The organism is Youxingia wuxianensis (assembly GCF_014385085.1).
In the GTDB taxonomy this organism is placed as follows: Bacteria; Bacillota; Clostridia; order Oscillospirales; family Ruminococcaceae; genus Youxingia; species Youxingia wuxianensis.
This window is the reverse complement of record NZ_JACRTD010000002.1, coordinates 206,608-230,584: the sequence shown is the minus strand read 5'-3', so window position 1 is coordinate 230,584 and position 23,977 is coordinate 206,608. Positions and strand designations below refer to the sequence as shown.

The window sequence follows — 23,977 nt, the reverse complement described above, 5'->3', positions numbered from 1 at the left end:
TTTTTCTGCCAATATATTGAAAATTTCATTCAAAAAGCTGTAACACATTGCTATTTATTTGTGGTATACTATAGGATATGTAAAAATGTATTTTTATGTTTTTGCCTTCTTTCAATTATCTCTCCAAAGACTAATGTTTGTTGACGTATTAAGGAGGATTCTATCGGATGGAATCTAAAAAAAATAATAACTTTTCCGCTGGGAAAGTGCTAAAAAGTACATTTGCCAATATTGGCCGTGTGATTGCCGCTCTGGTTATGGTGGGCATTATCACCGGCTGTATTGTAGCCTCTGTATTGACGGTGTATATTTTAAGGTATATCAATTCGGATGAACAAATCCGTTTAGAGGATGCTACGTTCAATTACACCACTATATTTTATGCCACTGACCCGGCTACCGGCGAACCAAAAGAACTGCAAAAACTTTATGGCATTGAAAATCGTACGGAAGTGGATTATGACCAGATCCCCAAACATATGGAAGAGGCGTTGATCGCAATTGAGGATAAGCGTTTCTGGGAACATCAGGGCGTTGACTGGAAGCGTACCTTCGGGGCCTTTGTGAATATGTTTGTGCCTATTTATAAAAACAATGCGGGAGGTTCCACCATTACCCAGCAGCTGATTAAAAATATCACTGGGGACGATGAGCTTCGTATTGAGCGTAAGGTGCAGGAAATATTCCGAGCGCTGAACTTGGAAAAAAATTACTCCAAGGAACAAATTCTCGCCGCTTATTTGAACACCGTATATTTCGGGAATAGCTGTTATGGGGTACAGGCGGCGGCAAACGTATATTTTGGCAAGGACGTCAGCGAGCTTAGCGTAGCTGAATCCGCGGCGATTATCGGTATTACCCAATACCCCGGCGCCTATGATCCATTTGTCAACCCGGATAAAAATAGAGAGCGCCAGGAAGATGTCCTTTGGGCTATGTGGGACCAGGGAAAACTGACGGACGAAGAATATGAGCAGGCTCTTAATGAGCCCCTGGAGTTTAAAGGAGCAGCTCATTTCCAAGAAGTACAGCAGATCAACAGTTATTTTGTAGATATGGTTATTGAGGATGTTATTGCCGACCTGGTGGAAGAAAAAGGCTATACCTATCAGTTTGCCCAGCGGCAGCTGTACAGCGGCGGTTATCGAATTTACACTACTGTGGATGTGGAGATGCAGAATTACCTGGAAGAGTTCTACAGCAGTGCGGAAAACTTCCCGCCAGTAACCAATGAGGAATATCCCCAGTCCGCCTGTGTGATTACCGATCTTAACGGTAAAATTTTGGCAGTCGCCGGCGAAATCGGTGAAAAGACCAACAATCGTTCCTTTAACCGTGCTACTATGGCCTTGAGGCAGACCGGTTCCGCTATCAAACCTCTGGCCGCTTATCTTCAGGCGTTTGAAAATGACATTGTCACCTGGTCTACAAAAATTGAGGACTCCCCGATTACCATAACGGAGAACGGGCAGGAAATCTCTTGGCCGGTGAACTATTATAACAGCTATCTCGGCGATGTTACCGTAGACGAAGCGATCCAGCGTTCAGTAAACACCATTCCAGTAAAACTGGTCAAGATGGTAGGAGAGCGCACTGTATATGATTTCTTAAAACAGAAGGTCGGCTGCTACAATCTGGTGGATAAACAGGTGGTCAATGGTCAGATTATGACTGACGTTACCCTTTCCGGTATGGCCCTGGGTGGTTTAACTCATGGGATCACCCCATTGGAAATGGCAGGCGCTTATCAGATTTTTGGCAACGGAGGGTTGTATACTCCTCCTTATTCCTACACTAAGGTCCTGAATGCCAAAGGCGATATTATTTTGGAAAAAGATACCACTCCCCGCCGGGTAATTACTCAGGAGACAGCGACTATTCTTAATAAGCTGATGCAGCGTGTAACCACCGGACCTTATGGTACCGGACGTGCGGCAAAATTTAGTTCTATGCCAGTTGCTGGTAAAACCGGTACTTCCTCTGAGGATTATGACCAGTGGTTTATGGGGGTTACCCCATATTATGTAACCGCCGTATGGATGGGTTATGATACCCCGGCTACTATTCGTTATGTGGGGCTGACTTATCCCCCGCCGGTAGCTTATAAATCTATTATGGGACCGATTCACGAAGGTTTGGAAGTCAAGGATTTTCCTGTGTGGGGCCAGGTAGAAAAGGCAATGTACTGTACAGAATCCGGTGGGTTGGCGCTGGACACCTGCCCGACTACTGCGGAAGGCTGGTATAAAAGCTCCAATCTTCCCGCAGAGTGTTCTGAACATTCGGATGTGATCAGTTCTAAGGATTTGACGGATGACGAAGATGAGGACGGCAGCGGCCATGTAAGACGCGTAAAAGATGGAGATAAAACCGTAATCATTTTTGACGATTAAAAAAGAACTCTCTCCCGGCCAGTCGGGAGAGAGTTCTTTTACTAAAGTCGTTTTTTATAGCCGCGCCTAGCAAATCGCAGATTTGCACCCGCCGTTGGCGGAAACGCTTTGCGTTTTGGGGCGCTGGCTGCAAAAGAATAGCTAGGTTTCGCATTTCTGCGAAACCTTCCCCGGACACTTGTCCGGGGGCAAAATATCCTTTTGCTCCTATTTTTTATAGCCGCGCCTAGCAAATCGTAGATTTGCACCCGCCGTTGGCGGAAAACGCTTTGCGTTTTGGGGCGCTGGCTGCAAAAGGAATACCATGGTTTCGTAAAAGACGAAACCATACCCGGACGAAGTCCGGGAGCAAAACGATGTTTTGCTGTTATTTTTTTATAGCCGCGCCTAGCAAATCGTAGATTTGCACCCGCCGTTGGCGGAAAACGCTTTGCGTTTTGGGGCGCTGGCTGCAAAAGGAATACCATGGTTTCGTAAAAGACGAAACCATACCCGGACGAAGTCCGGGAGCAAAACGATGTTTTGCTGTTATTTTTTTATAGCCGCGCCTAGCAAATCGTAGATTTGCACCCGCCGTTGGCGGAAAACGCTTTGCGTTTTGGGGCGCTGGCTGCAAAAGGAATACCATGGTTTCGTAAAAGACGAAACCATACCCGGACGAAGTCCGGGAGCAAAACGATGTTTTGCTGTTATTTTTTTATAGCCGCGCCTAGCAAATCGCAGATTTGCACCCGCCGTTGGCGGAAAACGCTTTGCGTTTTGGGGCGCTGGCTGCAAAAGGGATCCCATGGTTTCGTAAAAGACGAAACCATACCCGGACGAAGTCCGGGAGCAAAATATCCTTTTGCTCCTATTTTTATAGCCGCGCCTGGCAAATCGCAGATTTGCACCCGCCGTTGGCGGAAAACGCTTTGCGTTTTGGGGCGCTGGCTGCAAAAGGGATCCCATGGTTTCGTAAAAGACGAAACCATACCCGGACGAAGTCCGGGAGCAAAATATCCTTTTGCCGGAATTATTTTATAATGCGTATTCCTGAATAATATTATAGATACGAAGGTCAAAATAGTCCGGTGCAGTATAGGCACCTGCACTGCTATTATAAAGTGCTGTTCCTAACTCCTCCCGCTCAATATCTACAATGGCAATTCCCTGATCCTGCAGTTCCAACATCAACTGGCTTTCATGCTGTGCCCTCGCATCGTCCACCTGTGCCAAAAAGCCGGCGATTCCTTCATAAATTGCCGCCTGCTGTACACTATCCAGCTTCTCAAAGGTTTGGGCGTTTACCACCAACCATAAAGGCTTAATCGTATGCTGAGAATTAATATAATGAATATCTTGCGGAGCCGCTAAAATTCCTGCTGTTTGATCGATGGAAACCTCTGCAGCATCCACGATGCCGCTGTTGAGCATTTCCACAATAGACAAAGCGGGATATGGCTCCACCTGGGCGCCCAGCGCCTGGAATGCCTTTATCTTCTCTTCGCTGTCCGCCCGTACAGCGAGCACCCGGTCTTTAAAATCTCCCACGTCTCGGATGTCCTTTTCCAGCGCCACTAAGCTGGTATTTCCATTATAAATGGCCGCCAACGGCTTGATATTTTTATTGGCGAGCCGCTCTTGCAAAATTTCTAGGATCTGCTGGCAATTAAGCGCCCGACTCATATGATTCCAGTCATCATAAATAAACGGAAGTCCAAACATAGAAAACAGGCTGTCTGCCTGGGCCATCTGGATATTGTATAATAGAGCAATATCCCACTCCCCCTGCTTGAGGGCATCGCTGCCAGGAGCCGCAGTGATTAGCTCCATACGAATTGTCCCTTCGCTTAACTTCTGCACCCTTTCCATAAACAATTCCGCCTGCTCCAAAAGCACATCGTCCACCCGACTACTGATTTGAAAAGAAAGCTGCACAGTTTGAACGGGCGTTTCTTCCACAGCAGGATCCTGCATGGGATGGCAGGAGCAAAGCAGACATACACACATACCCAAGCACGCCAACAGAAAAGTTATTCGCTTTTTCATATCCGCCCTCCTGCTCTTTTAGAAAATTCAGTCGTCATAAATAATAGATAAGTCGTCCTCTTTCTTTTTATATGGGCGAAGGTCGATTCCGCCGTCATCCTCTTCTTCGCTTTCACTGATATCAGACGATTGTTCTCCCTCTTCCGGAACATAAGGAACAAAAGTTTGGAATCTCATATTATCAATATGAGAAATATGATAAGGAGTACAGGCGGCAAAGCTGTTATTTGCAAAAATCAGCTCTCCAATTCCATTTTCCTTAATAAATTCCACCAAATTCAGCTGGAAATACCGCTGGTCTACAATATAAACCTCTTCATAATGGTTAATCAAAAAAGGAGCGAATGCATTTCCGAAGGACTCCTTTACCACCAGAATCTTTTTGCCGTTATGAATATCCGTTTTGACTTGTATCAGCGGGAAATCTCCATGGAGAAATACAGAATAGCTGTTTGGACTTTGGGCATATTCTCCCCATAAGGTATGGGGAATCCCATAGTAAGGGGCGTTATAATCGTAACGCCGAGCGGTATAGCCAGTGTTAAAAACATAGTAATCCACATAGTCTGGGTTTCCCAAAAGGGTAGAGTCTTTGGATTGGGCATACATAGTACCAATGAAATTATCCAGCCGGCGGGTTTCAAAATCACTGACAGGCAAAGCAGACAGGCCCGCTTGCTCACAAAACGCAGTATAGGCATAATATGCCCCTAAACCAGTCCAGTGATGATCCGTACGGAAATAGATATATTCCTCCGCGTGCTCCTGAAGTTTGCTATAAGCATCTACCCGTTTGATACTTGGAGCAAGACAAGAATAAATATAATCAATCATCGGTTTTTGCGGCTGCGTTAAGTCAGCATATTTATCCGGCACATAAAACTCAATCGCCGTCGGGATGATCATATCATAAATTTTCACATCCGGCAGCTGCTGTTTATATAAATTTAGTACATCCGCATACCATTTTCCGTTCTCTTTTGAACCGCCGAACAGGGACATCGCCCTGCCTTTATAAACAAAAATTCCATTGCTCACCGATCCAGCGATACCATCGTCCACATCCGTATTCTCCGCCGCGGAAGGCTGAGAGGAGGACGCAGCGTCTTGCTGCGCCGGTAAAGAAGTCCCTTCTGGAGCGGTGCTGCTGGCAGAAGAGGGCACAGACGGAGCGCCGCCGGTGATGGGATCGGTGCTCTCGTTGGGGGAGGGGGCTAGAATACGGGCGTCATCCATACGTACGCCGCTATTTTCTTCCATATATGCAGAAAGTGCCACAAAAAAATCACGGAATGGGAAAGTATCCGCATAAAAGGTTTCTATTCCCCGGGTATATTCTCCAGAAAACAAGGCTTCCTTGGAAAAGGCCGGCATCTTGGCCAGCTGCCGTTTCTCAATCGCACTTTCAGTAGGCTTTGTCATAAAAAGGGAAGCCAGTCCCAGACAGAGGATGACTCCCAATACGAGAAGCACGTTAAAGATGGACAGATTAAACAGCTTTCTCGGCGCTAATTTTAACCGGATAAGACCATAATACTGGTTGATTTCCTCTTCCGGATTCTCGGAGGAAGCCGCTCTTATGGGCTGAATATGATAACGATATTCATCTGCTTGATTTTCTTGCTCGCGCATACAGCCATCCCCCCTTTCACAAATTTACGAACTTGATTAAAATCGGAAGTATAAAAACGGATTGTAGCTTTGGCCCACCAGCATGGCGGTACACACTAACAGCAAAATTACATTCATAAAGCTTTGACAGAACAGTAATGCGGAAATATTGATAGAACTGAGCCGCTGAGAAATAAATCGCTTGAGTTTGGCCACTACCGGCATACAAAAAAGGATCGCCAGCAGAAACCAGAAAATATTATTCATAATAGTAATTTGTATATGGCTGTCCCAAAGCTTATCTATTCCAATACCAAACATAGCTTTCAAATATTGGCCCAGCCGGCCCATATCAACAAAATAGAAAATGACCCATCCAATCACTGTAATAAGCAGCAAATAAATATGCCGGCATATTCTGGGAAGCTTTTCCAAAGTCTTTCCCAAAAACAACTTTTCCAGACAGATAAACAGCCCGTAATATAATCCCCACAAAATGAAATTCCAGCTGGCTCCATGCCATAGTCCAGTACAGAACCACACCACCAGAAGATTAAAATACTGGTGTTTGCGATTTCCTCCCAATGGAATATATACATAATCCCTAAAAAAGCTGGATAGAGAAATATGCCATCTTCTCCAGAACTCCGTAGCCGAACAGGCAATATAAGGATAATTGAAGTTCTCCCTAAAATGAAAGCCAAACATCCGCCCTAGACCGATAGCCATATCTGAATATCCAGAAAAGTCGTAATAAATTTGTAAAGTAAACATCACCGCGCCAAACCACGCAGCGCTTACCGTTAGGCTGGAGATATCACCGTCCATATATTTCCCCGCAAAAGAACCTGCTACGTTAGCGATAACAACTTTTTTCGCAAGACCGATCATAAACCGGGTAATTCCTTCCGCCAGATCGGTCATGGAGGTTGTCCGATGATTAATCTCCCGAGCAATATCCGCATAACGAACCACCGGCCCCGCTACCAGTTGGGAGTATAAAGACAAATACATAAAATAGTACAGAGGGTTCTTCTGCGCCTTCGTATCCCCGCGATAAACGTCAATAATGTAACTGGTGGTCTGAAAGGTATAAAAAGAAATACCAATAGGCAGCATAAAAGAAGGTACCGGCATAGCCGTACCCAGCAGCGCATTGATATTTTCTACAAGAAAACCGCTGTATTTAAATGTACCCAATAAACCAAAGTTTACCAGCAGCGAACAAGCGACAAACGCTTTTGCCTGCCAGCGGCCTGCGAAATGTTCAATCATCCGCCCATTGCAGTAATCCAGTGTAGAGGACAGTATTAATAAAAAGATCCACACTGGTTCTCCCCAAGAATAAAACAAAACGGAAAATACAATCAATACGACATTTCGATAAGCGGTATTTTTAAATAAAAAATAAAAGATCAGGTTTAAAGGGAGAAAAAGATAAATGAACACCAAATTCGCAAATACCATCTGCTTCTCCTGTTCCCTTGCAAAATTGTTTCTAATATATTATACACATATTAGAAGAATTAATAAAGTAATTTTCACAGAATTCTTGTAATTTTAATCATTATAAGGTAATATCTAGTTATTGCGATTTTTTATTTTTAAATAAGGGAGTATCTGCTTCAAAAATGACTAAAAATCTGAAACATCGGGCAATTATTTTAATGCTTATCTGTTCCAGTTTGTGGAGTATCGCGGGTATTTTTATTAAACTTATTCCCTGGAATCCACTGGTAATCGCTGGATTTCGTAGCCTGGTTGCCTCTTTGGTAGTAGTAGTATATATGAAAGCAAGGAAGCAAAAAATGATCTTCAACCGCGATGCTTTTGTCAGCGGGATTTTTTTATGTGCTACGTTTCTTTGTTTTGTTACCGCCAACAAGCTGACTACTGCGGCCAACGCTATTATTTTGCAGTTTACCGCGCCAATTTTTATTCTGGTGCTTTCTGCTGTATTCTTTAAACAAAAATTTATCCATGCGGATATTATCGCTGTTATTGCTACTACCTGCGGAATTGCTTTGTTTTTTTTCGATCAGCTCTCCCCAGGAAAGCTCATGGGTAATATTATAGGGATCTTGTCCGGCCTGTTTATGGGGCTGATGTTTATTTTTACCGGGCGTACCACCGACGATAATGCCAGAATGAGCGGCATCTTTTTAGGACACCTTTTTACAGCGGTCGTGGGCGTTCCCACCGCCTTTTTCTTCCCTACGCCGGTAATCACTACGGCAGTGCTTAGTATCCTTGCCTTGGGAATTGTACAGTTAGGTATTCCGTATGTGCTGTATGGCATAGCAGTAAAAAACTGTCCGCCTTTGGTCTGTTCCCTTCTGGGAGCGCTGGAGCCGCTGCTCAATCCGGTTTGGGTGTTCCTGTTTACCGGAGAAGCGCCGGGAGCTTTCGCTTTTGTAGGCGGCGCGGTGGTTATTGTGTCCATTACCTGCTGGTGTGTATATTGCGACCGACTGGCGGCTAAATCACAAGTATAATTTGACTGTTAGGCACTGGAGTTGTATAATTCCGGTAGAAGTTTGGGAAAATATTAACAGTTACTATAAAAGGTAGGGTTTAAAATGTCAAATGAAGTTGGATATGTAGTTAATCCGGAAAAAAACGAAACTATTACAGTGGATGGGATAGATTACCGCCGGTTGTGTATTAAAACCCATGTGATTACCGACGCGGATAATATTATCGATGTTGTGGAAAAATATGCCGCCCCTTACGTACAGCAGGGAGATATTGTTTTCATCACTGAAAAAGCCGTCGCCTGTACTCAAAAACGTGCTATTCCTATGAAAGATATTCACCCCCGGCCTCTTGCCCGCTTTCTGTGCAAGTTTGTTTTAAAAACGCCGTATGGAATTGGGCTTGGTATCCCAGAAACAATGGAAATGGCGCTGCAAGAATGCGGAACTATCAAAATCTTGTTTGCGGCGGCAATTTCCGCTATTGGTAAGCTGTTCGGCAAACGGGGTTGGTTTTATAATATCGCCGGTTACAAAGCGCGAAGCATCGACGGTCCCTGTGAGTTTACCCTGCCTCCTTATAATCATTATGTGGTGCTCGGACCTGCGCAGCCAGACAAGGTAGCAGCGGAAATTTCTGATAAAATAGGCGTTGCAGTAGCGATTACCGACATTAACGATTTGGAAGGACAGATTTTGGGAACTTCCAGTCCCCAGATGGATCGAGATCTTCTGGTGAAGATTTTAAAAGACAACCCCCTGGGCCAGACCAACGAACAAACTCCTATGGGTATTATCCGCAAAGCGGCGGTCCAGGAAATGGTTTCCCAGGAAGAACCAGAAAGCCCAGTACAAGAAAATGAATAAAAAGTAGGAGAAAAGGATATTTTACCCCCGGACGGTGTCCAGGGAAGGTTTCGCAGAAGTGCGAAACCTTCCTGTTCTTTTGCAGCCGGCGCCCCAAAACGCAAAGCGTTTTCCGCCAACGGCGGGGGCAAATCTGCGATTTGCCAGGTGCAGCTATAAAAAATACCCGGAAGCCGCTGGCTTTCGGGTATTTCTTTGTTTACATGAGTTCTTCATTGTAATGGGCTCTAACTCCGCCGATAAATTTAGGACGGGTTCTGGCGCAAAGAATGTTTGCCTCGCCGATTTTGGCAATAGATAGACGCACTGGCACCGCTACCTTTTTCAAATGCATCCCAATCAAAGTGCCGCCAATATCAAGTCCGGCGTCAGCCTTCACTTCTTCAACCGCTACTGGATCGGAAAATTCCCGATAAGCGGCGGTAGCGAAGCTTCCCCCAGCTTTAGGCTGGGGTACGACATTTACCGGCTCCAGCCGGTAAATGTCGGCCGCCGCACGTTCCAGGATCACCGCCCGGTTCAGGTGCTCGCAACATTGAGCGGCCAAAAAAATCCCTTTCTCTTGCAGGAGAGGGTATAGCCCGGCAAATATGGCGTCTGCAATCTGCGGGCTGGAATCCGATCCAATTTTATGCCCTCCTACTTCGCTGGAAGAGCAGCCCACTATAAGGATATCTTTTTCCTTAAGTTTGGCAATTTCTATAAGCTCCCAAACCGCTTGACAGGTCTGTTTTTGTATTTCTTCAAACACTTGATATTTCTCCTTTCCTAATTGGGGCGCTCCCCTACTTTATTTAGAAGTCCTATTATCGTTTCTCTCAGCGCCTGATGAGATGGCGAGGACAAATCCGGATCTTTTTCCAGCACCTCGTTGGCCGCCTGCTGGGCATCTGCTACCAAGGTGACATCCGTAGTAAGGTCAGCGATCTTTAAATGAGGAAGCCCGTGCTGTTCGTGACCTAAAAAATTCCCTGGGCCGCGGGTTTTCAGGTCATATTCCGCAATTTCAAATCCATTATTGCTTTTACACATCATATCCACCCGCTGTAGGGTATCCGGGTTTTTACTGTCGGTCAACAGGATGCAATGGGATTGTACACAGCCCCTGCCTACCCTTCCCCGCAGCTGATGCAGCTGGCTCAGGCCAAAACGCTCGGCATTTTCCACCATCATAATCACCGCGTTGGGTACATCCACTCCCACTTCCACTACCGTTGTAGAAATCAGCAGCTGGATAAGCCCGCTGGAAAAATCCCCCATTACCTTTTCTTTATCTGCGGCCTTCATTTTTCCATGCAGGAGTCCTACCGTATAACCAGAAAAAAACTGAGTGCTGATATCCAGCATATATTCAGTAGCGGCCTGCAAACCGGTATCCTCTTCTCCCTGTTCCACCAAAGGACAGACAATAAACGCCTGTAGCCCTTGATCCAAATGATCCCGGATAAATCCAAATGCCCGTTTTCGTTTATCGCTTCCTATTCGGTAGGTTCGCACCGGCTGACGGTTGGGCGGCAGTTCATCGATAATGGAGATATCCAGTTCCCCATAAATCATCAAAGCCAGCGTCCTGGGTATAGGGGTGGCCGACATTACTAAGGTATGGGGCTGTTTTCCCTTCTCCTGGAGCGCTGTACGTTGGGCTACGCCGAAACGATGCTGTTCATCTGTAATCACCAGCTGCAAATTTTGAAAATCCACCCCTTCGGAAAGCAGCGCATGGGTTCCGATACAAAGATCTGTCTCCCCGCAAAGGAGTTTTTCTTTTGCTTTTCTCTTCTGTGCAGCGGTCATAGATCCCACTAAAAGATCGGTTTTCATTCCCAGTTTATCCGCCAGGGCACTTAACCCCTGGTAGTGCTGACGGGCCAGTATTTCAGTAGGCGCCATCAATGCCGACTGCGCGCCGTTCAAATAGGCGAAATAGGCGGCCGCCATAGCCACCATGGTTTTTCCAGAGCCTACATCCCCCTGCACCAAGCGGTTGGCCGGGACATTTTTTTGCATATCCGAAAGAATTTCGTCAATAGCTTTTTGCTGGGCGCCTGTAAGGATAAACGGAAGCGCTTCATAAAAAGCGGACATTTCCTGGGGTTTCATCGGATACCCCTGTTTGGTAAGATTGCGTTTTTTTAGGAGGCTTACCCCGACCGCTAAACAGAACAGTTCTTCAAACATAAATCGGCGCCGGGCGCGTTCCATCTCCTGCATGGATACAGGGTGATGGATATTCTTTAACGCCTGAGAAATTTCTTCCAATTGATACAAGGCCCTGATCTTGTCTGGGAGCAGCTCCGGGAGCTGTCCATCGACCTGTTGCAACGCCTGTCTTATAATATTAGAAAGTACTTTGTTGGATAGCCCCGCAGTCAACGGATAAACTGAAATAAACGGCTGGTCCCCGTCTGCCGGATAAACAGCTGGAGCGCTCATCTGCTTGCGCAAAAGATTTCCCTGTACCCTGCCGTAAAAAAGATATGGAGTATCATAGTCCAGTGCGTCCACAGTATATTTGGTGTTAAAAAAAATCAGTTCCAAAACTCCCGTATCGTCCGCTGCCAATACTTTATACATTTTTCTTCCGCCTTTTAAGCGGATTTCCTGAGATTTTTTTATTACAACACCGCGCACAGCGCATATTTCTTCATTTGGAGCAGAAGATATCTCACAGGGGGCTGAAAGGTCAATATATCCTCTGGGGTAATGCTGCAGCAAATCTTTAACGGTAGTAATTCCCAATTTTCCAAATAGTTTTGCCCGTTGCTCACCAACTCCCTTTAAATATTGCACACTGGAATCTAACTTGACTGTCACCCCTGTTCACCTCCTGAATACTTTATTATAATTCTACTTCAAAAAGTATTATTTGTCACTATTTATAGCAGTATATCAGAAATTTCTAAAGTTTTTTGCCGGAATATAGTTGACAATCTTATCCTGTTTTGATATAATGATCAAGCGCTGTTAAATGACCCATTAGCTCAGTTGGCAGAGCACTTGACTTTTAATCAAGGTGTCCGGAGTTCGAATCTCCGATGGGTCACCAGTTATTTATGTGCCTCTTGAATAATTTCGTTTATTCAAGAGGTTTCTACATACGAACTTCATGTGGGGGTGTAGCTCACCTGGGAGAGCGCTTGAATGGCATTCAAGAGGTAGTCGGTTCGATCCCGATCATCTCCACCACCACCCAGCCTGTCTGTGTGACAGGTTGGGTTTGTATTTGGGCCCGTGGCTCAGTTGGGAGAGCGCTGCGTTCGCATCGCAGAGGTCGAGAGTTCGAATCTCTTCGGGTCCACCACGTCGGAGCAAGCGATTTTTCGCTTGCTCCGATTTTTTTACTCAAGGCGTACTTATCTCCTCTACAAAAGCCGCTTTTGCTGCAGCGGACCGCTTACAAGAGCGGTCACGGCATCTTTGAGGAGCCGTCGCTTTTTTCTTTGCTTTTTGCTTATTTTTTCCGTCGGCTGTATTTTCTTTCCAAGCGAAATCTGACTTTCTTACAATACGCTCTTGTCCCAGCGCTAAACTTTTAACGGCAAGCGTTGAAACCGGAAAATGTTTGTGCTAGTATAAAATAGCTTCATGTAATGAATTTTTAGGATGTGAGGATCGTGTCTGATACTCAAACAACCGGCGCCGTTTCCGACAAAGCTTCCAAAGATATGACCCAAGGAAGTCCTGTTTTGTTAATTATTAAGTTTGCTATTCCCTTGATGATCGGGGATGTCTGCCAGCAGCTTTATAATATGGTGGATTCTATCGTGGTAGGCCGTTTTGTGGGGAAAAGCGCCTTGGCTGCTCTGGGGGTAGCTAACCCGATTATGTCCATTGTACTGTTTTTATTCGTCGGTATCTGTATGGGGACGGCTATCATTTTTTCCCAGCTTTATGGCGCGCAGGAGTATGACCAGCTCAAACGCTGTGTTTCTACTGCGTTGATCAGCGGTCTCATTTTTACTGCTGTGGTTTGCGCTATTTGCTTTTTCCTTTCCCGCTGGCTGCTGATAATTTCCAATACTCCAGCAGATATCCTCCCTCAGGCAGAGAGTTACTTAAAAATTATTTTTGTCGGAATGATCTTCACATTTCTGTATAACTTTTATTCCTTTGCCCTGAGAGCGATTGGCAATACAGTAATCCCGTTGATATTTTTACTTCTGGCCTCCGTTTTGAATGTGATTTTGGATTTGTTGTTTGTGGCAGGATTTCAAATGGGGGTACAAGGCGCGGCTATCGCTACCGTAATCGCTCAGGCATTGTCCTCCATTTTATGCGTTTTGTACAGTTATATAAAAGTTCCGTTGATGCGGGTTAAAATAAAGGAATTGATCTTTGATTTTATTTTATTTAAAGAGATTGCCAGCTATAGTTTTGCCTGCGCCTTACAACAGGTATACATCTATATTGGCCGGTGTCTGGTACAAGGTCTGGTCAACAGCTATGGCACTGACGCCATCGCTGCCTTTAACAGCGCTTCCCGTATCGACGCCCTATTGCAAACTCCAAATGCTGATTTTGTTAACGCTCTAGTGACCTATACGGCTCAAAATTATGGAGCGCATCGGGAACAGCGGGTACGCGCCGGATATCGTTCGGGGATATTGATTATCCCATTGACTTTGTTGATGGTGATGCCGTTGGGGACGCTGGGCGCTAAATGGTTAATGGGGTGGTTTGTGGATCCCGCAGAAACCGCAATTATCGCTATGGGCGCCAGATGCCTTACCTTAACGGCGCTGGCTTACCCCTTTACCTGCATTATTAATCATTGCCAAGGGATATTCCGTGGGGTAGGGCTTCTGCGAATGGCGGTCTTCTCTTCTCTGATTTCTATTACTCTCCGAGTTGTGCTGGCATATGGCTTTTCCCCCGTTATCGGAATTGACGCCGTGTTTTTCGCCGCGCCTGTCAGCTGGCTGTTTGCTATGTTATTTTGTCTGTTTTGGACAAGACGTTTTTTTAAACAGTATCATGTAAGTTAAAAACATCCCCTGGAAAAGCAAAGCTTTTCCAGGGGATGTTTTTATTTTGCCAGCTTATCAATCAGCTCTACAATCTCCGCGATTTTTTCTTTTTCATTTCCGCTTTGAAAAGCATCTTTGACACAGCCTTCCATATGGGCGCGAAGAACTTCTTTGTTGGCTTTGTGAAGAATTTTTTCAGTGGCCATCAGCTGGTTGGAAATATCCATGCAGTACCGGTCCTCTTCTACCATCTTCAATATTCCCTCAATCTGACCTCTGGCTGTTTTCAGTAGTCGGCTCACTGCCGCTTTGTCTGCTTTCATCCTTCTCCTCCTTTTTAGGAGATGGATACTACCTGGTATCCAGCGTCAGTAACTACAGAAATGAGCGCCTCATTTCCAATTTCTTTGGAAAGCTCGATCTCTGCTGTTTTTGTGTCCAGGTTTACTGTGGCCTTTACTCCGTCAATAGCATTTAACGCTTTTTCCACTCTGCTGGAACAATGGGAACAGGACATTCCGTCAATAATCATGGTTTTTTTCATTGCAATCTCTCCTTTAATTATAGTTGTTTGGCCTTCTATTTTCTGCGCCGAAAAACGGCGTGGTTTAAATAATCGCAGCCGCAGGGCATTGGATACTACACATACGGAACTTAGGCTCATCGCCGCCGCCGCAAACATCGGATTCAGCCTCCAATTCAGAACAACATAAAATACGCCTGCAGCCAGAGGAATACCGATGATATTATAAAAGAACGCCCAGAAAAGATTTTGCTTGATATTACGGATCACTGCCCGGCTTAAATCAATGGCCGTCACCGCATCCAAAAGATCACTTTTCATCAAAACCACATCTGCACTTTCAATGGCCACATCTGTGCCCGCTCCAATAGCGATGCCTACATCCGCCCGGGTAAGGGCCGGTGCGTCGTTGATCCCGTCGCCTACCATCGCCACCTTTTTTCCCTGGGACTGAAGAGCGCTCACTTCTCGTTCCTTGTCCTGGGGAAGAACCTCCGCTATTACTCTATCAATCCCCAACTGACGCTGGATTGCCTGGGCAGTGCGTTTGTTGTCGCCGGTAAGCATAACTACATCAATTCCCATTTCTTTAAATTGACGGATCGCTTCCCGGCTGGTGGGTTTAATTACGTCCGCTACTGCAATTATTCCGATAATGCCTGTTTCATCCGCAAAATAAAGGGGAGTTTTCCCTTCCTTTGAAAATTTTTCTGCGTGCTGTTCGTATTCATCGAAGGAAAGGCCATGTTCTTCCATCATTTTCCGATTTCCGCCAAAATACAAAGTGCCGTTAATTTTTCCTTCGATTCCTTGCCCGATCACCGCCTGAAATTGCTCGATAGGCTGCAGCTCAACCTTTTGCTTTACCGCATATTCCACTACCGCGTCTGCCAGAGGATGTTCCGAAGCTTTTTCTAATGAAGCGGCGATAGAGAGCAGTTCCTTCTGTGATACCCGTGAGGCGGCAAAAAGATCGGTGAGCTGGGGTCGGCCTTCGGTAATGGTGCCGGTTTTATCAAGAACCACCGTATCCACCGTATGGGCAATTTCCAGGCTCTCGGCGGATTTGATTAGGATTCCATTTTCCGCTCCTTTTCCAGTACCCACCATAATCGCTACCGGCGTGGCCAGTCCCAGCGCGCAGGGGCAAGAGATCACCAGTACAGCTATACCGATAGAAAGAGCAAACTCAAAGCTATGTCCCAGCGCCAGCCATACAACGGCGGAAAGTATCGCTATGCCAATTACTACGGGGACAAACACCCCGCTCACCTTATCCGCCAGCTTGGCAATAGGCGCTTTGGAGGAGCTGGCTTCCTCCACCAGCTGAATGATCTGCGCCAAAGTGGTATCGTCTCCCACCTTGATGGCCTTGAATTTAATGTAGCCGGACTTATTAATCGTAGCGGCAATCACTTTATCATCCACATGCTTTTCTACTGGGATGCTTTCTCCAGTTAGAGCGGATTCGTCAATAGAAGTATTCCCTTCCACAATCACTCCATCCACCGGGATGCTCTGTCCGGGTTTCACAATTAAGATATCTCCTACCACTACTTCTTCTACTGGGATTTCTATTTCCTGCCCCTCCCGCACGACCAGTGCGGTTTTAGGCGCCAAATCCATCAACTTCGTAATAGCTTCAGACGTTTTTCCCTTGGAACGGGTTTCTAAAAACTTTCCCAGAGTAATCAGCGCTAAAATCATAGCGGCAGATTCGAAATAAAGATCCATGGAGTATTGTTCCACTAACTCCATCTTCCCATGTCCCAGCCCATATCCAATCTGATAGATCGCGAAAATACCATAAATCATCGCCGCAGCAGAACCGATAGCAATCAGGCTGTCCATGTTAGGCGAGCCGCGCAGAAGGGTTTTAAACCCTACCTGATAGTATTTCCGGTTGACATAAAGAATCGGCAGCGCCAGCAGGAACTGAGTAAAGGCAAATATCAGCGCATTTTCGTTTCCATGCAAAAAATGAGGCAGCGGCGCTCCCATCATATGCCCCATCGAAATATAAAAAAGCGGAATTAAAAATGCAAAAGAAACCCCCAGACGCATTTTCATATTGGCCAATTGGTCTTTCATATCTACCCCTGTGGGTTTTTCTTTTTCCTTTGCCGAGTGCAGCTGATGAGCAGACGCTCCGTATCCCGCATCCTGTACCGCTTTAATAATTGTACTGACATCCGTCACCTTATCATCATAAGAGACATTCATACTATTAGATAGCAGGTTTACGCTGACCTCTTCCACCCCCTGCACCTTGCCCACACTTTTTTCCACATGGGCAGAACAGGCGGAGCAGGTCATTCCTGTTACATCAAATTTTTGGTTCATACTTTTACCTCCTTATCACCCCACCCCCCTGGGGTGTCTATCTCTTATTATATCCTCCTTTTTAGGATTGTCAAGTGGGGTTGCAAATATTCCCTTCTCTTGCTCTTCAACCGTATTCTCCCATTGATAAATCCTCTAATTTAATGTATACTGGTAACGTTATCCATAAATTATAAGCGGAGGCTTTTTCTATGCTCATTGACTTTCATACTCATGCGTTCCCGGACAAGCTAGCGGGAAAAACTCTTCCTATGCTTTCTAAAACTTCCGGCGGCGCCCCTTATTATACGGACGGTACCGAAAACGGCACCCGGACAAAATTGGACGCATGGGGAGTGGATCTGGCGGTAGTGCTTCATATCGCTACCCGGGACGGACAGCAGCAGACAATCAATAACTGGGCCAAAAGCATCCAGCACGGCAAGCTGCTTTGTTTCGGCACTATCTTCCCGGACGGCGCGGACGCTATTGATGAACTGTACCGAGTAAAAGAACTGGGTTTTTACGGGGTAAAACTCCATCCGGATTATCAGAAATTTTTTGTTAAAGAAGAAAAATACTTTCCAATTTATGAGACGCTGGCAAAGCTGGAGCTGCCGCTGACCTTTCATACCGGCTGGGATCCGGTATCCCCGGATGTGGTGCACGCTCCGCCCAAGGATGTGGCCCTGGTAGCAAAAGCTTTCCCTAACCTGACGATTATAGCCGCTCACATGGGGGGACTTAATCGTTATGATGAGTCAGAAAAATATCTGGCTGGTATTCCCAACGTGTATTTGGATACAGCCATGTCTTCGGTATATTGCAACCCGGAACAGTTTGAGCGGTTGATTCGCAAGCACGGCATAGACCGGGTGCTGTTCGCGACCGACTGTCCTTGGAGTACTCCAGAGGCAGAATTAGCGCTCTTAAACCGCACAGGACTTACAAAAGAGGAAAAAGAAAAAATCATGTATAAAAATGCCTGTCGTCTGCTCAAACTAAAAGTCTAAGGATTTTTCAAACTTGCCTTTTCAGGAGGAACAATGAACCAGTTGATAGATAGATTATTTGAGTTTCTTTCGGTCGCCGGAAAAGAGGTTGCCTTGTTTATTGTTTCAATGGTACCTTTAATTGAGCTGCGAGGTTCGATTCCTTTGGGCGCTGCCCTAGGAATGCCCTGGTATACGGTGCTGGTTATATCATTGATTGGAAATCTAATTCCGGTTCCGTTTATTATTTGGTTTGGACGCCCGCTATTTAAATGGCTTAAACAGACAAAGCTGCTTTCCGGGATAACACATAAGGTTGAAACCCGCCTGATGAAAAAGGCGGACAAGGTGACAAAATACGAACTGATCGGCCTTTGCTTGTTTGTGGCTGTTCCCCTGCCCGGCACAGGCGCTTGGTCTGGGGCCGCTATCGCCGCGTTGCTTGGGATGCGAATGCTCCCTTCCTTTATCTCCATCGCTCTCGGAGTGGTTATCGCCGGAGTGATTATGACTTTAGGCTCCTATGGAGTCCTGGGAGCCATCAGCCTGTTATAAGTAAATTGAGACGGGGTTTGACAGTTGGATAAGTACAAAAAACTCATTTCCAATACTTTTATTTTTGCTATCGGCACCTTTAGTTCAAAGGTGCTTGTTTTTCTGCTGATGCCCTTGTATACCCGTGTGCTTACTACCGGGGATATGGGGATTGTGGATTTGATCGTTCCTACTGCCAACTTAATTATCCCGATTGTTTCTGTGGGCATTTCCAATGGTATTATTCGGTTTGGGCTGGATCGCTCCGTTCGAAAATCCGATGTGTTCTCTACCGGAATTATTACGGTTGCCGGAGGATATTTGCTGTTTTTGCTTCTGCGTCCCCTGCTGCTGAAGATACCAATTATCAGTGAGTACTCACTTCTGATTTATCTTTATGTGCTTACTTCTTGTCTGCGCTCCTTATGTTCCCAGTTTGTCCGGGCAAAAGAATATGTAAAGTTATATGCCTTTGATGGGGTCCTTAGCACTATTATGGTTATCTTGTTTAATATCCTATTCTTAGTAGTGTTTAAATTAGGGATCACTGGCTATGTACTAGCAACGATTCTTTCCGACCTGTTTTCTTCTGTCTTTCTGTTTACCATTGCCAGTTTAGGAAAATATATTCGGTTTAGAGGGCTGGACTGGCAGGTTTTTGGCAGTATGCTTAAATTTTGCCTTCCCTTGCTTCCCACCACGATCTTTTGGTGGATCACAAATGCTTCTGACCGATACCTGGTAACCTTTATGATTAACGAACAGGCAAACGGTCTCTTGGGGATCGCTTATAAAATCCCTACCATGATTATACTGGTGTCAGGTATCTTCTCAGACGCCTGGCAGATGTCCGCTATTACAGAAAGTGAGCGTCCCGGACAGGAAAGCTTCTTTAGCAATGTGTTCAACGCATATCAGTCAATGATTTTTATCGCAGCGTCCGGGCTGATCCTTTTTTGCAAACTGATTACCAAAATCTTTGCTTCCCCCGCCTTTTATGAGTCTTGGCAGTATATGCCATTTTTGATTATGGCTACCACCTTTTCCTGTTTTGTTACCTTTTTGGGAAGTATCTATATGGTGGAAAAGAAAAGTATGCTCACTTTGATGACCACAGCCGCCGGGGCGGTGATCAACATTGTCCTTAACTTCATGCTAATCCCCCTTTGGGGCGTCAACGGCGCGACCTTTGCTTCCTTTATCAGCTACTTTGTCGTTTTCTGCCTAAGGGCTCTGAATACCCGCCGATTTATCAAACTCCATTGGAATGTGCCTAAGGTTGCTTTTAATCTGCTTATCCTGTTGACGCAAACTCTGGTGATCCTAAATTTAGAAACCGGATGGGTATGGATTGAGGCCCTTCTTTGTTTATTCATGATCGCAGTAAACTTTAAAATGCTTCTGTTGAATTTAAGACGGTTTTTATCCCGAAGATAAAAATAAGAAACCGCCTGCCGTGATCACGGCAGGCGGTTTCTCTAACTGTACTGCGGCCTATTTTGCCTTGAGTTTGTCGAGATTGATATATTTTACAATCAGCGCAATCACAACCACGCTAATGATTGCTTCAAATAACATATAAGCTCCGTTATATGTAAAGGAATACAGCCATACAGGCATTCCCTCCGGCGCGTAAGACGTCCAGATCAATATTCCTGACAGGAAATGGCAGATAAAGCGTAACGCCATTACAATAATAGTACCAATACAGGCGCCCAGCACCTTATTTTTAAATCTGCGGGCAAACACCCCGGCCAGTCCCAACACGCCGAAAGCAACCACATAATCCAGCAGGATTACCAAAACAAACGAAATAAAATCCTGTGTCGGTGGTGGATAGAACCCCAATAACATCTGTATTCCCGAATAAGCCAAAGAAGTCAATAAGGCCCAGCTGGTATTGTACATTAAAGCGATAATAATAATCGGCACCATGCTGGCGGCAGTAACCGAACCGCCGTTAGGCGCTTTAAAAATTGTTACCAGCGATAAAATCGTGGCCAGCGCTACCATTAGTGCGCTGTGTGTGAGTTTACGAGTAGTTACGTTCATTGTTTTTTCCGTCCCCTTTTTTTAATTAATTAAAATTAAAAAACACCACAAGATAACCCCTGCGGCGTAAAAGGACAAGCAAAACAACATCTTCCTACGCTGGCATTACCCAGATCAGGTTCAAGGGTTATAAGCATTTATGCCCACTCTCAGCCGACTCACAGCCAGCACCCCATATGGCGTTTTTATTTTTTTTAATTATATACCTTTTCTTCCTATTTGTAAAGAGAAAAACAAATGGGCAGACCCCTTAGGGGTCTGCCCAAACTTTTTGTTCTTTAAATCTTATTTAGAGAACTTTTTCAGCGCTACCGCACCAGCAGTCGCCAGAGAAGCTACCGCCATAGCTACCGCTGCGTTTACTGCATCGCTAGCACCAGTTTCCGGATTGTTTTTATCCGCATCAGAGGAGCTGTCGCTGGAGCTGTTTTCTACTACTACAGTACCATCTTTGATCTCTTTGTCAGTTACTACAAAGGTATCCAGTTTGTTGGTTCTGAAGGAAAGGGTGTTTTCTTCTGCATCGAAGGAAGCGTTCAATTTATACATTTTGCCGTTAGCATATCTGTACACATACATTTTATCGAACTCATCAACGATATCATCTACATTCAGTTCCAGTTTACCAGTCGCAGTGAAGGCAGGTTTACCAGAGAAGTTGAAGAATTTGAATTCCTGTTCCGGGAATTTGGCCAGAACTTCTTTTACACCAGCGTTGGTGAACAGGAAGTTTTTGGTGCTTTCATCTGTTACGTTAACAGTGAATTTCCAATCAGAGCCGGACAGAGTTACATTTTTGTAGTCGTTGATCTTCGCGATATCATCAAACTGATCGTCGGTGATGATCGGGTTGGAGTTATCAACTTCGATTACGTCGCCTTTGTCAAGACCATTGATATAGTCATTGTTAGCTTCTTCGTAACCATACTCAAATTTTACCTGCTGAGCAAATACAGATAGGTTGTTGCTCTTTCTTACAAACTTAATGTTGTATTTTACCTGTACTGCTTTGAGCGGAGTAGTTTCTTTAATTTCAACGTGCAGATAGTATTTACCTTTGTACTCGTCGATTTTAAAGGTTTTTACGCCGTTGGTGGAAAGTTTGGAGTAGGTGAATTTGAAATCTTCCAGCATATCTTCGGTCAGGTCTTTTGCTTCGGAGCCAAATACCATCTGTACCGGGAATTTGTACTCTTTACCAGGGGTCAGCAAATCTTCCAGGGTAGTGCCATCTTCAGTCGCGCCGAAAATGAAAGCGGAAGGATCAACTGCAGGAGCCTCTTCTTCAGAAGAGCTGTCAGAGGAGCCGTTTTCAGAAGAGCTGCCTTCGGAAGAGCTGCCTTCGGAAGAGCTGCCTTCGGAAGAGCTGTCCTCGGAAGAGCTGTCCTCGGAAGAGCTGTCTTCAGAAGAGCTGTCCTCAGAAGAGCTGTCCTCAGAAGAACTATCTTCCTGCGCTACGATAGAAGAATTTTCGTTATTATCAATGATGTCATCCGCAAGAGCGGTAACGCCTACGGAAAGAGAAGCGGATACTGCAAGTAAAAATGCAAGTACTTTTTTCATTGGTTTATTTCCTCCTGAAATTTTTCTCGGGATCGTTGCCCCGTGATTGTAGTATATATTACACTTTGTAACTTTTCAAGAGGTTTTTGTTACCAATTTGTAATAACGTCCGTCATTTTGCTTATATATTATAATAATGTATAACACATATTGCTTGATATGTCAATTTCTAATTTTTTATAATTAAAAAAGGTAACAATTTGTAATTTCTTTCCCATTCCCTGTCCTTTCCCTATTCCGATAGAAAAAAGAGCACCCCTTAGGGGTGCTCTTTTCGTATATAATAAAAAACTACCGGCTGTGGAGAGACAGCCGGTAGCCTATTATAACCTTACGGTTATTACTTTTTAATAATTAACGATCAATTAATTATTTAGAAGCTTTTTTGAAAGCAACTGCGCCAGCAGCAGCCAAGGAAACTACAGCAGCAACTACCGCTACGTTTACCATGTCGCTGGAACCAGTGTTCGGGATCGGTTTGCCGTCCGCATCAGTGGTGCCATCGTCTTTTGCATCAGCGTTAACTTCTTCCAGATCCAGTTCTACATCGGAGAAGATGTAGTTGCCCAGAGTTCTGGTTTTTACTCTGAAACCGTCAACATCGTTGCCATCTTCGTCAGTGTCAACGTAGGTCAGGTTTTTCACTTCGGATACAACGCCGTCCGCGTCTACGGTGTACCAGAAACCATTAGCGAAGTCAACATCGTCTTCTTCATCAAATGGGTTGTACAGGGTCAGGGTAGCTCTCGCGGTGGAGTCGATGGTGGAAGCGCCGGTGAAGGTCCAGAAGTACATTTCGGCGCCTACCGGATCGCCGTATTTGGTAGCGATAGCGGTGTTGTATTTGGTGGACAGTTTCGCATAGAAGCTGTCAGCATCGTCGTTAGCTTCGAAAGCCAATTTCGCGATGTCGTCGCCGGAAGCGTTGGTCCAGATAACTTCGTTCTTGTCATTGGATTCCGGAGTGAAGATGAATTTGTCGCCAGCTTCCATGGTGGTATCAGTACCAACTTCTTCATGGTTGGTGACATACAGTTTTACATCAAAGTTGATTTTGTCGTTTTTCAGGAACTGAGGATCGCCGCTACCATTGTCATCAGCAGAGTCTTTTTTCGCTTTGAAAGAGAAGGTAAACTCTACTTTCTTTTCATCGGTGGTGGTGGAATCGTTCAGAACGATTTCGATTGCATTGTAACGGGTGGTGCCCAATTTAATGCGCTCTTCACGGCTTACGGATTTTACAATCGCGCCGTTGGTGCTCTTGGAAGTAGAGAAGGTGAACAGATCGCCATCCATCAGATCATCAGCAGCTATAGTAGAAGTACCGCCGCCAGCATAAGCGTCAATAGCAGTCTTCACAGCAGCAACTAAATCATCAACATCAATATAATAGGTTTCGCCAAACTGAGCGTCAGCTACCAGAGTTTTGCCAGCAGCCAGCTGAATGGAAGTATTTCCATCGTCATCCATTGTATCAATGGGAGTAGTAGTGGTTACGTCGATATCAGCGGAAGCAGCAAAGGAAACAACGCCCATGGACAGAACCATAGCTGCAACCAGTACTAAAGAAAGTACTTTTTTCATAGTCTTAAATCCTCCTTAAGAATTTAATCAGTCTTAATCATTTTTTCAAAGGGATGCTCTCCAACAT

At 45.2% G+C, this 23,977-nt stretch carries 18 protein-coding genes, 3 tRNA genes and 1 riboswitch; of the genes, 11 read left to right on the top strand and 10 right to left on the bottom strand.

Annotated features, from left to right (window positions below; genetic code table 11):
* Positions 1-167: 167 nt before the first annotated feature.
* Positions 168-2,393, top strand: a complete 2,226-nt coding sequence (locus H8705_RS03400) for a transglycosylase domain-containing protein (RefSeq protein ID WP_262394450.1) — start codon at positions 168-170, stop codon at positions 2,391-2,393.
* 1,017 nt (positions 2,394-3,410) lie between these two features.
* Here the strand turns inward: H8705_RS03400 and H8705_RS03395 are convergent.
* Genes H8705_RS03395 through H8705_RS03385 form a run of 3 tightly spaced genes read right to left on the bottom strand, consistent with a single transcriptional unit; the run spans position 3,411 to position 7,361 of the window.
* Entirely contained in the window at positions 3,411-4,421 is a 1,011-nt protein-coding gene (locus H8705_RS03395; RefSeq protein ID WP_262394449.1) for a TRAP transporter substrate-binding protein, read from the bottom strand.
* A gap of 27 nt (positions 4,422-4,448) precedes the next feature.
* Positions 4,449-6,053, bottom strand: coding sequence for a DHHW family protein (locus H8705_RS03390; RefSeq protein ID WP_262394448.1), 1,605 nt, complete (start codon positions 6,051-6,053; stop codon positions 4,449-4,451).
* A gap of 36 nt (positions 6,054-6,089) precedes the next feature.
* A complete protein-coding gene (locus H8705_RS03385; RefSeq protein WP_316248641.1) occupies positions 6,090-7,361 on the bottom strand; it encodes an MBOAT family O-acyltransferase in 1,272 nt (423 codons plus the stop codon).
* A 302-nt stretch (positions 7,362-7,663) separates the two neighbouring features.
* Between H8705_RS03385 and H8705_RS03380 the strand changes: the two genes are divergently transcribed.
* Together H8705_RS03380 and H8705_RS03375 are read left to right on the top strand one after the other, a co-directional pair.
* Positions 7,664-8,527, top strand: coding sequence for a DMT family transporter (locus tag H8705_RS03380; protein WP_262394446.1), 864 nt, complete (start codon positions 7,664-7,666; stop codon positions 8,525-8,527).
* An 84-nt stretch (positions 8,528-8,611) separates the two neighbouring features.
* Positions 8,612-9,373 (top strand): coenzyme F420-0:L-glutamate ligase, encoded by a 762-nt coding sequence (locus H8705_RS03375; protein ID WP_262394445.1) that lies wholly within the window; start codon positions 8,612-8,614, stop codon positions 9,371-9,373.
* 199 nt (positions 9,374-9,572) lie between these two features.
* Here the strand turns inward: H8705_RS03375 and H8705_RS03370 are convergent, their stop codons facing one another.
* Positions 9,573-10,124 carry a TIGR01440 family protein gene (locus tag H8705_RS03370; RefSeq protein ID WP_262394444.1) on the bottom strand — a complete coding sequence of 184 codons (552 nt, stop codon included), beginning with the start codon at positions 10,122-10,124 and terminating at the stop codon, positions 9,573-9,575.
* Between the two features lie 17 nt (positions 10,125-10,141).
* Positions 10,142-12,187 (bottom strand): ATP-dependent DNA helicase RecG, encoded by a 2,046-nt coding sequence (gene recG, locus H8705_RS03365; protein WP_262394443.1) that lies wholly within the window; start codon positions 12,185-12,187, stop codon positions 10,142-10,144.
* Between the two features lie 156 nt (positions 12,188-12,343).
* On the opposite strand from recG, the gene H8705_RS03360 reads away from it, so the two are divergent.
* The 4 genes from H8705_RS03360 (at position 12,344) to H8705_RS03345 (ending at position 14,358) form a co-directional block, all read left to right on the top strand.
* A tRNA-Lys gene (locus H8705_RS03360) sits at positions 12,344-12,419 on the top strand.
* Between the two features lie 64 nt (positions 12,420-12,483).
* A tRNA-Ala gene (locus tag H8705_RS03355) sits at positions 12,484-12,559 on the top strand.
* A gap of 39 nt (positions 12,560-12,598) precedes the next feature.
* Positions 12,599-12,674, top strand: a tRNA-Ala gene (locus H8705_RS03350).
* Between the two features lie 313 nt (positions 12,675-12,987).
* Positions 12,988-14,358: an MATE family efflux transporter gene (locus tag H8705_RS03345; protein ID WP_262394442.1), complete on the top strand. Its 1,371-nt coding sequence runs from the start codon at positions 12,988-12,990 to the stop codon at positions 14,356-14,358.
* 41 nt (positions 14,359-14,399) lie between these two features.
* Here the strand turns inward: H8705_RS03345 and H8705_RS03340 are convergent, their stop codons facing one another.
* Both H8705_RS03340 and H8705_RS03335 read right to left on the bottom strand, forming a co-directional pair.
* Positions 14,400-14,663, bottom strand: a complete 264-nt coding sequence (locus H8705_RS03340; RefSeq protein ID WP_262394441.1) for a metal-sensing transcriptional repressor — start codon at positions 14,661-14,663, stop codon at positions 14,400-14,402.
* A 14-nt stretch (positions 14,664-14,677) separates the two neighbouring features.
* Positions 14,678-17,206, bottom strand: coding sequence for a heavy metal translocating P-type ATPase (locus tag H8705_RS03335; protein WP_262394440.1), 2,529 nt, complete (start codon positions 17,204-17,206; stop codon positions 14,678-14,680).
* Positions 17,207-17,397: 191 nt separating this feature from the next.
* On the opposite strand from H8705_RS03335, the gene H8705_RS03330 reads away from it, so the two are divergent.
* The 3 genes from H8705_RS03330 to H8705_RS03320 are packed head-to-tail and all read left to right on the top strand — an operon-like array spanning position 17,398 to position 20,148.
* On the top strand, positions 17,398-18,198 hold the full coding sequence (locus H8705_RS03330) for an amidohydrolase family protein (RefSeq protein WP_262394439.1): 801 nt from the start codon (positions 17,398-17,400) through the stop codon (positions 18,196-18,198).
* Positions 18,199-18,231: 33 nt separating this feature from the next.
* Complete coding sequence (locus H8705_RS03325) at positions 18,232-18,732, top strand: COG2426 family protein (protein ID WP_262394438.1); 501 nt, start codon at positions 18,232-18,234, stop codon at positions 18,730-18,732.
* A gap of 24 nt (positions 18,733-18,756) precedes the next feature.
* Entirely contained in the window at positions 18,757-20,148 is a 1,392-nt protein-coding gene (locus tag H8705_RS03320; protein ID WP_262394437.1) for a lipopolysaccharide biosynthesis protein, read from the top strand.
* A gap of 57 nt (positions 20,149-20,205) precedes the next feature.
* Here H8705_RS03320 and thiT read toward each other — a convergent pair whose 3' ends face one another.
* Positions 20,206-20,763, bottom strand: a complete 558-nt coding sequence (gene thiT, locus H8705_RS03315; protein ID WP_262394436.1) for an energy-coupled thiamine transporter ThiT — start codon at positions 20,761-20,763, stop codon at positions 20,206-20,208.
* Positions 20,764-20,837: 74 nt separating this feature from the next.
* Positions 20,838-20,948: riboswitch (TPP riboswitch) on the bottom strand.
* 100 nt (positions 20,949-21,048) lie between these two features.
* A complete protein-coding gene (locus tag H8705_RS03310) occupies positions 21,049-21,897 on the bottom strand; it encodes a hypothetical protein (RefSeq protein WP_392392063.1) in 849 nt (282 codons plus the stop codon).
* Here H8705_RS03310 and H8705_RS13685 point away from each other — a divergent pair.
* Complete coding sequence (locus H8705_RS13685; RefSeq protein WP_392392062.1) at positions 21,802-22,305, top strand: pentapeptide repeat-containing protein; 504 nt, start codon at positions 21,802-21,804, stop codon at positions 22,303-22,305. The genes H8705_RS03310 and H8705_RS13685 overlap by 96 nt on opposite strands.
* A 390-nt stretch (positions 22,306-22,695) precedes the next feature.
* Here the strand turns inward: H8705_RS13685 and H8705_RS03305 are convergent, their stop codons facing one another.
* Positions 22,696-23,910 carry a hypothetical protein gene (locus tag H8705_RS03305; RefSeq protein WP_262394434.1) on the bottom strand — a complete coding sequence of 405 codons (1,215 nt, stop codon included), beginning with the start codon at positions 23,908-23,910 and terminating at the stop codon, positions 22,696-22,698.
* Between the last annotated feature and the right edge of the window lie 67 nt (positions 23,911-23,977).